This window comes from Mesorhizobium sp. WSM4935 (assembly GCF_029625735.1).
Taxonomy (GTDB): domain Bacteria; phylum Pseudomonadota; class Alphaproteobacteria; order Rhizobiales; family Rhizobiaceae; genus Mesorhizobium.
In genome coordinates, this window is record NZ_JARTVR010000008.1 from 99366 (window position 1) to 109756 (window position 10391).

Below are 10391 nucleotides of genomic sequence, written 5' to 3' on the forward strand. Positions count from 1 at the left end.
GGTTGCGGTCCCCCTAAGGCTTAATTGTCTAAGCGGCGCGCCCGACGAGATCGTTGGCAGGATCTGCGGGCGAACGGTCGCGATCGTCCATCGACCATTGCAGCAGGAAGGCCGCAAGGCCCACCACGACCATGGAAGCCCAGGCGGTCATGTATGAGTTCGTAAGGTCGTAGGACAAACCGCCCAGCCACGCTCCCGCAAAGCCGCCGAGCTGATGGCTGAGAAAGGCAATTCCAAACAGCGTATTGAAATATTGCAGGCCGAACAGTTTCGAGACGAGGCCGGAAACGAGGGGAACCACTCCCAGCCAAAGGAAGCCCATCACAGCGGCGAAGGCTAGGGTCGAAAATGCCGTCACTGGCGCTGCCACAAAGCCGATGATGGCAAGGGTGCGCAGGAGATAGATAAGAGCCAGAAGCTGTTTCGGGCTATGGCGGGCCCCCAGTCTTCCTGCAACGTATGAGCCGATCGCATTCGCGATCCCAATAACCCCGAGCGCAAGCGCGCTGACGTCGCTGGATATGCCGCAAATCCCGAGATAAGTGGGCAAATGGACCGTGATGAACTGAAGCTGGAATCCGCAGGCGAAGAAAGCGAGCGTCATAGCCAGGAAGCCGGGGTGACGCATTGCCCTGCTGATAGAGGCCTTCGTGGAGAAGGGCCGTCGCGCGGCGTCCTCCAGAAGCGCCGTCCGGCCGCCGATGAAAATCGAGATGGCGCCGATAGCGAGCGCGAGCGCGGCGAAGACAAGTGCCGCTGCCTGCCAACCGGCCCTCTCGATGATGGATTGGCCCAGAGGAGCTATCACCAGGGTCGCCATCGAACCGGCGGCCGAAACGATGCCGACCGCCTGAACGCGTCTTTCCGGCGGAACGCTGCGCGATACGGCGCCGAGGACGACGCCGAAGCCACATCCTGCGATCCCAACGCCAACCAGCACTCCGGCTTCGAGATTGAGCCCCAATATCGGCCCGCCCCAACTCATCAGCACAAGGCCAAGTGCGTAAGTGGCAGCGCAACCGATCAGCACCGGCCGCGGACCGTAACGGTCGCCGGCCATCCCGACGATAGGCTGAGCCAGGCCCCACACCAGGTTTTGCACGGCAAGCGCGAAGCCGAACGCGCTTGCCGAAACGCCGATGTCGGCGCGCATGGGTTGAAGGAAAAGGCCGAAGCTCTGTCGCAGCCCCATGCAGATCGAGAGCACGGCTGCGGCTACGATGATCATCCGCAACGATGACGGTGCCAAGCTCGGCCGTGGCACTTCGCTCGAATGGGCGACAGAACGGCTCACCGGTGATCCCCAGGAAGAATGTCGGCTAGCGGATGATAGCCAGCCGAGGAGGTTCAGGCGTGCGAGAATGGCTCACCTCAGTGGAAGGTTGTTCACGCCGCGGTCACAAGCCGAGGCGTTGCCGCCATCAGAGCTGGTTGTAATTGTATTTGCCATCCTCCCCCTTTTTCCAGCGATAGACGACATAGTCGGGGTTTGTGGTGTCGCCTTTTTCGTTGAAGCTGCGATCGCCAAGCACGGTGTTGAATTTGCCGTGCTTCTTGATCTCCTCGGCAACCGCCGTCGGATCGAGACTGTTGGCGGCCTTGGCCGCCTCGGCGATCACCTGGACCGAGGCATAGGAATAGAGCGTATAGGCCTCGGGCTCGAAGCCTGCCTTGCGGAATGTTTCAACGACTGCCTTGGCGGCGGGACGATTGCGGGGGTCCGGCGGGAAGGTGAAGGTGAAGCCGTCAATGGCGTCTCCCGCGATCGACGAGATTTCAGTGGAGACGGTGCCGTCGTCTGACATGACCGTGGCCTTGAGTCCCTGATCGACAAGCTGGCGAAGGATCAGACCGGCTTCGGTGTGCAGGCCGCCATAGTAGACGACAGAGATCCCGGCATCTTTCATCTTGGCGATGAGGACCGAGAAGTCGACGTCTCCCGGATTGATACCCTCATACATTACCTCATGCACGCCAGCTCCATTCAGCGCCTTCTTCGTTTCGTCCGCGAGGCCCTGGCCGTAGGGCGTCTTGTCGTGAACGATCGCTATCTTGGCGCCCGGAAAAGTCTTGGTCAGATAGGCCCCCGCGACCACACCTTGCTGATCGTCGCGGCCGCACATGCGGAATGTGTTCCACAGGCCTCGTTCGGTGTAGCGAGGGTTGGTCGAGGCGGGGGTGATTTCCAGGACGCCGTTCTCCGCCAGAACCTCGGAGACCGGTATGGACACACCCGAATTATAGTGTCCGACAACGAACTTTACCCCGTCTGCGATGAACTTGTTGGCAACGGAAATGCCTTGCTTGGGATCAGAGACGTCATCGCCGACAACGATCTTGAACTTTTCGCCATTGACGCCGCCCGCCGCATTGATGTCGTCCACCGCCTGCTGGGCGCCACGCAGGATCTGCGCGCCGAACGCGGCATTCGGACCGGTTATCGGCGCGCCGACACCAAGCAGTATGTCGGCATGCGCGCTGGCTGCGAAAGCCGCAAGTGTTGCTGCGGCCAGGACTGGGACAAGTCGTTTTCTCATGCCTGTGCTCCATTGGTTAAATGGTGAGAATGCTGGCTTCCCCCGCAGCCCTCACCCCTCGCCACGGGAATTCGTTGTGTCCGACGATGACCCGGCTAGCGGGATCGCTGTGGGGATTTGCGAGTGTTCAGACTTTCTCGACTTCGGCCCTGCCCAGAAGGCCTGAAGGAAGAAAGATCAGCACCACGACAAGGATCGAGAATGCCGCCACATCCTTGTAGTCGACGGAGAAATAGGCCGACCAAAGTGCCTCGATCAGGCCGATAAGCAGCCCGCCGAGAACAGCGCCCTGAATCGAACCGATGCCGCCCAGAACTGCCGCGGTGAATGCCTTGACGCCTGGGATGAAGCCGCTCGAGAACGAGATCACGCCGTAGTACATGACAAACATCGTGCCGGCCACCGCGGCCAGCGCGGCGCCCATGATGAACGTTACCGAAATAGTGCGATTGACGTCGATGCCGACCATCGCCGCCATCTTCGGGTCCTGCTCGCAGGCACGTTGGGCGCGCCCGAGCGGTGTCTTGTTGACGAGATACCAGAAGACCGCAAGCAGCACCGCGGTCACGCCGATGATCACAATCTGCTTCAGCGCAACGACAACGCCGAAGACGTCAAAGGTCTGGGAGATCATCGGCGCGATCGGCTTGTTGCGCGGCCCCTGGACCACCTGCACGAAGTTCGAAAGCGCGATCGAGATCCCGATGGCCGTTATCAGAGGCGCCAGCCGAAAGGAGCCTCTCAACGGCCGGTAAGCGATCCGCTCGATCATCCAGCTCCAGAGACTGGTCAGGACCATCGCGACGATCGCCATGACCAGCAAGGCGACCGCCGCGGGCAAGGAATGGAAAATCGCCACCAGGATCAGGAACACCATCATCGCGGCGAAGGCGCCAAGCATGAAGATGTCGCCATGGGCAAAATTGATCATGCCGATGATCCCGTAGACCATCGTGTAGCCAAGGGCGATCAGCGCGTAGATGGCGCCCAAGGTCAGGCCGTTGAAAACTTGCTGGGCGAAATATTCCATCTAGGCCTCTTGCTGGTGATTGGAGCCCTCTTCATCGGCGCAACAGAAGGCGTGCGGATGGGCGTCTCAAGCGAGTTGTTTTCGCGCCCGAGTGAGGATCGCTCACGCGCGCTGTGACCGGCGCGTTTTCGGCATGAGCGCTGCTAATGAGCGGCTGAAGATAGTTCGCTTGTGACATAGCTGGGGAGCTGGCTACCAAGACGGCGTACCCACATGACTTCGGGCCGCCCGCTGCTTGTGGATGGGCTAGCGGACGGCTCGTCGGAACGGTCAACGAACGGAAATCGCCAAGGACTCCCATTCCTTTAGCGGTCTCTGTGACCTGTTGACCGTTCCACCTTTTGTGTCGCGCCGAGTTCGCGTTGGGTGGCGCTGGCAGGAGCGGACCGATGAGGCACGGACCAATCGAATTCTGGTTCGAATACAGCTCCCCCTACGCCTATTTCGCGGCGTTCGAGATCGGTGACATCGCCAAGCGCCATTCGCGGTCGATTGTCTGGCGTCCTTTTCTACTCGGCGCCGTGTTCAAGGTGACCAGGATGGAGCCGTTGCCCGGCCAGCCAATGCGCGGTGCTTATGCAATTCATGACTGGCAGCGCCTGGCGAGATTGCGCCGCGTGCCGTTCTCCTTGCCCGCGGTTTTTCCGATCATCTCGCTTGCCCCGGCCCGTATGACTTATGCCGTGGATGCCATGGGCCCGGACATGGCTGGCGCCTTGGCTCGTCATCTCCTTGCCGCGATGTACGAACGGGGAGCCAATATAGCCGAGGTGTCCCACCTCGGCGCGCCTTTGCGCCGAGCTTGGGCATGACGAGCAGATGCTTGCCGATGCCGCGTCGGACCAACGATGGAAGGACGCGCTGCGGGCCCGAAACGAAGAAGCAGTCGAGCGCGGTATATTCGGCTCGCCTTTTTTCGTGGTCGACGGTGAGGGGTTCTGGGGATCCGATCGGTTGGCGATGGTCGATCGGTGGCTGGCGAGCGGCGGCTGGTAGCTTTTCCGCCCACGCTTCGTTGTGGGCCAGCTGCCAGCTCTTATGGCGACCTTTGAGCGCACAGGAGGCCGCGTTTACCCGGTCTTTTGCCTGTATTTTGCGATGCCGTCATTCCATGTCGACGATCTTGCCGTCTTTCCATGTGAACAGGCTGAAGCGGGGAGAGCTGAGGTCGCCGTTCTTGCTGTAGGTCAACTGACCGATGGCGGTCGGGATCGCCTCGCCGGACTTGATCGCCGCCGAGACGGCGCCGGCATCCGCGGTTTTTCCGGCCTTTTCGATTCCGAATTTCAAGACCTCGACCGCTGCATAGGCATTAAGGGTGAAGGCTTCCGGCGGAATGTTCTTTTCCTTCAATGTTTTGACAGCGTCGGCCGAGGCTGGATTCTTTGCGGCGTCGCTGGCGTTTGTGAAGATTGTGCCGGCGGCGGCCTCGTTTGCAATGGCCCAGTATTCAGTATTGGAAATGCCCTCGCCGCCGATAATCTGCGCCTTGACCTGGATGTCGGCGAGCTGCCGGGCGAGCAGTCCTCCTTCCGGGTGGAAGCCGCCGAAATAGACCACGTCCGCCTTCTCCGACCTCAGCCTCGCGACGAGGGCCGAAAGGTCCTTCTCGCCGGGTGTCAATGAAGCGTAGAGGACCTCATTGATGCCCCCGCCGTTGATGGCTCTCTTGAACGCATCGGCAAGGCCTTTGCCATAGGTGCCGTTGTCATGAATGATGGCGACGCGCTTGTCTTTGAGGTGCTGAAGTACATAGTTCGCAGCCACGTCGGCCTGCTGGTCGTCACGACCGCAGGTGCGAAGAACGTTGGTGAGACCACGCGCCGTCAGATCGGGCGCAGTGGCCGTCGGCGTCACCATCAAAACATCGTTTTCGGCGAAGACATCGGACGTGGGAATCGCCACACCCGACGTGACCGGGCCGACGACGAAATGCACTCCTTCTCCGACCAACTGGTTGGCTACCGACACGCCCTGTTTCGGGTCGCCGGCGTCATCGGCCAGCTTCAACACGACCTTTTCGCCGCCTATGCCGCCTGACTGGTTTATGTTGTCCACCGCGGCCTGGGCTCCGTTCTTCACCTGGTCGCCGTACGCCGCGACGGGGCCGGTAAGTGGTGCGACCAGGCCAATTGTGATGTCGGCCCTCGCTGCCGTGATGGCAATGAGGGACGCGACAACGGCGAGCCCCAAGGATGTTCTCGAACTTGTCGTTTTCATTGCCTCTTGTTCCCTCTTGGCCTCGACATGAAACGGCGGCGCCGACTGTTGGTGGTGGACAATGGCGAGGCTGAAATGGCCCGGCAAAAGAGAATTGTTCAACACGCCATGAACGCTCTTCAGGAGCGCAAGCCCAACGAGGCCACGTGGAATCCCAGACTGCGGCACAAAGGCGGTTCCGGTTGATGGGTATTTGTATCGAAGGGCCATCACTCCGGAATATCGGGGCGGTAATCGTCAATGGAGCGCGACTTCAGAAAGGCGGCAGGACGGGCAGATCCCTCGTGGTGAATGCTTGGTTATGCGATTTTCACACTGAAAGCCGACAGTAAACTTCCGACCGCCAGATCGGACATTCGCCACACGAGTCGCGTTGCTTCTGAGGATGACAGCAGGTCTGCGTATTTCAGTGGTCCGCTGCGATGCCGTCGTCCGGGCCGTCTATGGCGAAAAAGGGTCCCTATCTGGAGCGCTGGCGGTACTTTTCGAGATCGGGCATGGTGTCGTCCTATGCCACAAGTGGGAAAAGTTGACCGATTAGCCCCGATAATCGATGGAACCGCAAAATATTTTTTGTGGCAATTTTTCTTTTAAAATCAGCAGCGTAACTTTTTGCGGGTCGAGCGCCGGCTTGCAGTGCCGCAAAGAAGGAAAAACCAAGGGATCAACAGCCTAGTTGAGTTAAAAAAATTGAATGGGAGTGAGGGGATGCAAACGACGGCAATAGAGTAGGCGATTTCGCTGCCTCCCTGACGAAACGAGGGCGCCCCATCTGCCGGGAAGCCGCCGCTATTCCTTCACGCCTTCGACGATGCCCAGCATCTTCGAGGGCGGATACCAGGTCTGGCGATATTTCCAGCCGGATCTTTCCAGCAGCGCAGCGTATTCCTCTCCCGTGCGTTCCCGGCCGCTGCCCCAGACCAGCATGTGGATGTCAAACAGTTTTGAGAAATGCGAGATGTCCGGGCCGGGGACGACCTGCTCGATGATCAACACCCTGGCCTGCTTCGGCGCCGTCCGCTGAATGGTGGAGAGAATCTGCAGGCATTCCGCGTCGTTCCAGTCATGTAGAATGCGCTTCAACATGTAGGCATCGGCGGAAGGGACAGCTTGGAACATGTCGCCGGCCACGTAGGTGCAGCGATCTGCTACCCCCAACTTCGCTGCCCACAACAGCTCTCGATTGGCGATCACGCCAGGCAGTTCCAACACCGTGCCTTTGAGGTGCCGGTATTTGGCCAGCAGGTTGGACAGGGCATAGCCATGGCCGCCGGCGACGTCGCAGAGATGCGAGACGCGGGAGAAGTCGTAAGTTTCGAACGCTTGCAGTACCAGCATATTGTCCATGCCGGAGAAGCTGCTCATCGCCGCGTTGAATACGGCGCCGTAATTCGGATTTCGCGCCGCATACTCGAAGGCGGGCGCGCCAAACTCGCGAGCAAAGCCGTCCTGGTTCCCTTCTGCGATCAGGGCGCTCAGATGCTTCCACGCGGCGTAGTGCTCCGGTCCTTCTTCCAGCAGGGTCATCGCGCGCAGGCTGTGCGGGTGGTCCTCGCGCAGCATTTGGCCGCTCGCGGTCAATGAGAAGGTTTTGGCCCGATCCTCGCTCAACAGCCCCAAGGAACCGAGCGCCCGCATGAGCCGGTACAACAGGTTGGCATCCAACCCGCGTACGCCGGCGACCTGGGCGGCGGTCTTGGGACCGCTCGCGAGGGCGTCGAAGACGCCCAGCTTGGTTCCCGCATAGAGGATTTGGCTCCGCCATCGCCCGAAGATAAGTTCGATCACCTGTGCGCTGACATCTTCGGCCGGAGCGTGCCGAGGCGGCGAAACCTCGACCAGCTCTCGCAATTGCTGTTGCTGCATGGCATTCTCCTTTGCTGAAATCTTTGGTCGCCCGGAGCGGGTGACCGCGCAGGTACTCAACGCCATGCTGGCGATGGTAGGGATTGCAGCTCGGCGTGTAACGAAAGACCGACGATGGTTGGCCGAAATTTCGACGAAAGTGCCGCAAGCCGCATGGACGCGGCGGCATCGCGGATGAAAGCCGACCTGCCCGGAAACCTTCACTTCGCCGGCTGGACCCTCAATCTGGCACGCCTTTCGCTGGAGCGCGAAGGCAGGGAGATTTTCCTCAGGCCCAAATCATTTGAAGTGTTGCGTTACCTGGCGGCGAACTCTGGCCGCGTCGTCACCAAAGACGAATTGATGGAGAGGGTCTGGTCCGGGACCGTCGTCACGGACGATTCGCTCGTGCAGTGCATAAAGGACATTCGCGAGGCGATCTGCGATCAGGAGCGGCGTATCGTCAAGACTCTTCCGCGACGCGGCTACCTGTTCGCGGCGGTCGTCACGGACGGCGCGAACCCACCAATTTCAGCCGACTCCGTATCCCCGATCCGCTTCGCCAAAAGCTGCGAGGTCCACATCGCCTATCGGGTCTGGGGAGAAGGTCCTCGCCATCTCGTGTTCTGCCCCGGCTTTGTCACCCATATCGAGAACGCGTGGACCGAGCCGAGCATGGCCCGGTTTCTGCGCCGCATGGGACAGTTCGCGCGCGTCGTCATGTTCGATAAGCGTGGGACCGGCATGTCGGACGGTGTCGAAAGGGTTCCCGGCCTTGATGCGCGCGTAGATGACTTGCGTGCCGTCCTGGATGCTGTGGGCGTCGAACGGGCGGCCATCATCGGCCCGCCGAAGGCGGCTCGCTCGCCGCCTATTTCGCCGCCACGCAGCCGCGCCGCTGCGAAGCGCTCGTGCTCTATGGTGCGTTCGCGCACTTTGCCTCTTGGATCAGAAGCGAAGAGGCCTTGCAGAGACTGTTGCAATATATCGATACGAGTTGGGGCAGCGGCGCGAGCCTGCCCATGTTCGCTCCCTCGATGGTCGGAAATGCGGCATTCCAAGAATGGTGGGGACGATACGAGCGGCTCGGCGCGACTCCCGCCGCCGCCATGGCGCTTATGCGTCTCAACAGCGAGATCGATATCACCGGTATCCTTCCCCGCATCCGTGTTCCGACCCTGGTCATTCACCGAACGGGAGACGCCTGCGTTGATATTGAAGGGGGGCGGCAGCTTGCCGCCAGCATACCGAACGCACGTTTGGTCGAACTCCCTGGCGCTGATCATCTCCCCTGGGCGGGCAACAACACTGATGAGATTCTTTGGCTCATTGAAGAATTTCTAGCCGGTCGCGAGCCCGCGGGCGCGGTCCGCCAGCACGGCCGTTAAACGATCCGGCGCGGCGCTGCGCAATTGCGTCGGCCGAGCATGACCGGCCCCGGCAGACTGCTGGTCGGGCAGGTGCCGCGTCAAATCATGCGCCAATGCGATTGCAGGGTGAAGCGCATCTCTCGCGCAAGCCCAAGCAAAGGCGACCGCCCGTGTTCATCGCTCCAGGCAGATGGCCACGCCCTGGCCGCCGCCGATGCAGAGCGAGGCGAGGCCTTTCCGCGCGTCGCGGCGGACCATCTCGTGGAGCAGCGTCACCACGATGCGGCAGCCGGAGCCGGCGAGCGGATGGCCAAGCGCGATGGCGCCGCCGCTCAGGTTGATGATGTCCTCGTCCCAGCCCATCTCGCGGTTGACCGCGATGGCCTGAGCGGCGAAAGCCTCATTGATCTCCATCACGTCGAGGTCGGATGCGCGCCAGCCGGCCTTGTCAAGCGCGCGGCGCGAAGCCGCCACCGGTCCGAGGCCCATGTCCATCGGCTCGACACCGGCGGAAGCGTAAGACGCGATGCGGGCGAGGGGCGTCAGGCCGAGTTCGGTCATGCGCGCCTCCGACATCACCAGCACCGCGGCGGCGCCGTCATTGAGGCCTGACGAGTTGCCGGCCGTGATCGTTCCCGCCACGTCGAAGACCGGTCTCAGCCGGCCGAGGCCTTCCATGGTGGTGGAGGGATTGGGATGCTCGTCGCGGTCGATGACGAGATCGCCCTGCTTGGCCTTTGTCGAGATCGGGACGATCTCTTCGTCGAACCGACCGGCCCGGATGGCGGCGTCGGCCTTCTCTTGCGAGCGCAGCGCGAAACGGTCCTGCTCCTCGCGGGTGATCTGATAGCGCTGCGCCAGCGCTTCGGCGGTGACACCCATATGCACCTGATGGAAGGCGTCCCACAGGCCGTCGGTGATCATCGAATCCTTCACGGTACGGTCGCCCATGCGGATGCCGCCGCGGATACCGGAAATGAAATGCGGCGCCGAGGTCATCGAATCCTGCCCGCCGGCGATCACGCAATCGGCGTCGCCGCAGCGAATGGCTTGGGCTGCGAGATGGATCGACTTCTGGCCCGCGCCACACACTTTGTTGACGGTCATGGCGGGAACGCTGACCGGCAGGCCGGCCTTCAGTGAAGCCTGCCTGGCCGGGTTCTGGCCGGCGCCGCCCGTCAGCACCTGGCCCATGATCACTTCGCCGACGGCGTCAGGCGCAAGTTGCGTTTCCGCCAGCATGCTCTGGATAAGCTGCGCCCCCAGCTCCGCAGCCGAGAGGTCGGAAAACGCGCCGTTCAGCTTGCCGATGGGCGTACGCTTCGCGGCAACGATATAAACCGCATCCATTTCTGATCCTCCGACCCGCGCGATCCACAGAGGCGGATC

At 61.4% G+C, this 10391-nt stretch carries 9 protein-coding genes and 1 pseudogene; 4 read left to right on the plus strand and 6 right to left on the minus strand.

What is annotated here, in order from left to right:
- Window positions 1–28 precede the first annotated feature (28 nt).
- From P9273_RS19360 to P9273_RS19370, 3 genes are all read right to left on the minus strand, one after another.
- Window positions 29–1228, minus strand: a complete 1200-nt coding sequence (locus tag P9273_RS19360; RefSeq protein WP_336619396.1) for an MFS transporter — start codon at window positions 1226–1228, stop codon at window positions 29–31.
- A gap of 193 nt (window positions 1229–1421) precedes the next feature.
- Complete coding sequence (locus P9273_RS19365; protein ID WP_278050339.1) at window positions 1422–2537, minus strand: branched-chain amino acid ABC transporter substrate-binding protein; 1116 nt, start codon at window positions 2535–2537, stop codon at window positions 1422–1424.
- Between the two features lie 127 nt (window positions 2538–2664).
- On the minus strand, window positions 2665–3567 hold the full coding sequence (locus P9273_RS19370) for a branched-chain amino acid ABC transporter permease (protein WP_278050340.1): 903 nt from the start codon (window positions 3565–3567) through the stop codon (window positions 2665–2667).
- 389 nt (window positions 3568–3956) lie between these two features.
- Between P9273_RS19370 and P9273_RS19375 the strand changes: the two genes are divergently transcribed.
- Both P9273_RS19375 and P9273_RS19380 read left to right on the plus strand, forming a co-directional pair.
- Window positions 3957–4379, plus strand: coding sequence for a DsbA family protein (locus P9273_RS19375; RefSeq protein WP_278050341.1), 423 nt, complete (start codon window positions 3957–3959; stop codon window positions 4377–4379).
- A gap of 7 nt (window positions 4380–4386) precedes the next feature.
- Window positions 4387–4563 carry a DsbA family protein gene (locus P9273_RS19380; RefSeq protein ID WP_278050342.1) on the plus strand — a complete coding sequence of 59 codons (177 nt, stop codon included), beginning with the start codon at window positions 4387–4389 and terminating at the stop codon, window positions 4561–4563.
- Window positions 4564–4671: 108 nt separating this feature from the next.
- On the opposite strand, the gene P9273_RS19385 is transcribed toward P9273_RS19380, so the two are convergent.
- A complete protein-coding gene (locus tag P9273_RS19385; protein WP_278050458.1) occupies window positions 4672–5787 on the minus strand; it encodes a branched-chain amino acid ABC transporter substrate-binding protein in 1116 nt (371 codons plus the stop codon).
- Between the two features lie 789 nt (window positions 5788–6576).
- Window positions 6577–7653, minus strand: a complete 1077-nt coding sequence (locus P9273_RS19390; protein ID WP_278050343.1) for a methyltransferase — start codon at window positions 7651–7653, stop codon at window positions 6577–6579.
- 174 nt (window positions 7654–7827) lie between these two features.
- Between P9273_RS19390 and P9273_RS32395 the strand changes: the two are divergent.
- Together P9273_RS32395 and P9273_RS32400 are read left to right on the plus strand one after the other, a co-directional pair.
- Window positions 7828–8115: pseudogene (locus P9273_RS32395) on the plus strand (winged helix-turn-helix domain-containing protein); the annotation flags it as partial.
- Window positions 8116–8543: 428 nt separating this feature from the next.
- Window positions 8544–9020, plus strand: coding sequence for an alpha/beta fold hydrolase (locus P9273_RS32400; protein ID WP_442920245.1), 477 nt, complete (start codon window positions 8544–8546; stop codon window positions 9018–9020).
- A 156-nt stretch (window positions 9021–9176) separates the two neighbouring features.
- Here P9273_RS32400 and P9273_RS19400 read toward each other — a convergent pair whose 3' ends face one another.
- The gene (locus tag P9273_RS19400; RefSeq protein ID WP_278050345.1) at window positions 9177–10352 is read right to left on the minus strand and encodes an acetyl-CoA C-acetyltransferase; all 1176 of its coding nucleotides are present in this window, start codon (window positions 10350–10352) and stop codon (window positions 9177–9179) included.
- Window positions 10353–10391: the final 39 nt, after the last annotated feature.

Bases quoted from the DNA above. Each gene is read 5' to 3' on its own strand.
- P9273_RS19360 (WP_336619396.1), bottom strand. From the start codon at position 1,228: ATGATCATCGTAGCCGCAGCCGTGCTCTCGATCTGCATGGGGCTGCGA.
- P9273_RS19365 (WP_278050339.1), bottom strand. From the start codon at position 2,537: ATGAGAAAACGACTTGTCCCAGTCCTGGCCGCAGCAACACTTGCGGCT.
- P9273_RS19370 (WP_278050340.1), bottom strand. From the start codon at position 3,567: ATGGAATATTTCGCCCAGCAAGTTTTCAACGGCCTGACCTTGGGCGCC.
- P9273_RS19375 (WP_278050341.1), top strand. From the start codon at position 3,957: ATGAGGCACGGACCAATCGAATTCTGGTTCGAATACAGCTCCCCCTAC.
- P9273_RS19380 (WP_278050342.1), top strand. From the start codon at position 4,387: ATGCTTGCCGATGCCGCGTCGGACCAACGATGGAAGGACGCGCTGCGG.
- P9273_RS19385 (WP_278050458.1), bottom strand. From the start codon at position 5,787: ATGAAAACGACAAGTTCGAGAACATCCTTGGGGCTCGCCGTTGTCGCG.
- P9273_RS19390 (WP_278050343.1), bottom strand. From the start codon at position 7,653: ATGCAGCAACAGCAATTGCGAGAGCTGGTCGAGGTTTCGCCGCCTCGG.
- P9273_RS19400 (WP_278050345.1), bottom strand. From the start codon at position 10,352: ATGGATGCGGTTTATATCGTTGCCGCGAAGCGTACGCCCATCGGCAAG.